This is a genomic window from Pasteurella sp. WM03, assembly GCF_004570945.1.
Taxonomy (GTDB): domain Bacteria; phylum Pseudomonadota; class Gammaproteobacteria; order Enterobacterales; family Pasteurellaceae; genus Rodentibacter.
The window spans coordinates 1-1,055 of record NZ_SPPO01000021.1 but is presented as its reverse complement, the minus strand read 5'-3'; the positions used below and the strand labels follow the sequence as shown (position 1 = coordinate 1,055).

The following is a 1,055-nucleotide window of genomic DNA, read 5'->3' as shown; positions in this document are numbered from 1 at the left end:
CCTTTGTGATAAAACTTGGTGTTGCTAATATTGGTGATGATATATGGCTCGTAATTTCTTCCCTCACCTTGCGTCCCCACAACGGAAAAGCAGCTATTCGGAAAAGCAATCGGGAAATTGACCCAACCGCCATTTGCTTTACCCCATTGCATAATTAAACCGTTCGGCAGTTTGCACCAACCGTTACCGGATAGGTTTTGAGTAAAATCTTCCAACAACGCCACCGTGCCACCTTTCGCCGGTAAATAAATTTCGTGTGAGTTTTGCGTCCAGAATTTCCAACGTTTGTCCGGTAGAGGTTCAATGCGGCTGTCCCAGTTACCGGCATTGCCACGGCGCTTAAAATTCGCCCCACCGTAATCACTATTGTTAATCGTGGTTTCAACGTAAGCATGGTTGGAATAATGAACGCCATTAAGATCTTCAACCAATGCCACCGTACCGCTTTTTTTCGGGAAATACTGTGCGTAATACTCCGTTGTCCCATCCGGGCTACGATAGCTCGCTTTCCCAATATTGCTGTGGCTATCAGGCGTAGATTCAAATCTAAACTCTTTACCGCTTGAGTTGTAAAGTCTTAATTTTGAATAATCGCCATTACGGATAGATAAATCACCTGTCATCGTATCGCCTCTTTTACTGACTTTATCCAAGCCATCTACCCGTTTCCATTCGCTCCAAGTACGCAAATCAATATGACGATTGCGTTGATATTCTTCCCCCGTCCTGAAATTGATATACTTTTGCATAACACCGTAAGCCGATGGCAAGACAAATAAAGTGCCGCCGTAATTGGTCGGATAATTCCGATCGGTCGAGGCATCTCGGTTTGCATCTTGGGCATAGATGCCATAGCTCACCATATCATTGAGGTTTTGAGTGGTGACTTTGCCTCTTGTAAAATTATCGGCAATACGGCTATCCACCCAAGCACGATACGCCACGGTTTCATTCCGCTCCAGTTTTGGGAATGAACAATAGCGGCTTGAATTATCCTGCATTTTGTACACGATATTAAATCGTGGGTCGGATTCAGAGTTAGGGTTAAACTCCAG

The 1,055-nt window shown here is 44.6% G+C and carries 1 protein-coding gene; it reads right to left on the bottom strand.

The annotated features are described in order from the left end of the window. Window positions 1-1,055: pyocin knob domain-containing protein (locus tag E4T92_RS11170; protein ID WP_228063606.1), on the bottom strand; the 1,055-nt coding region annotated here is incomplete at both ends.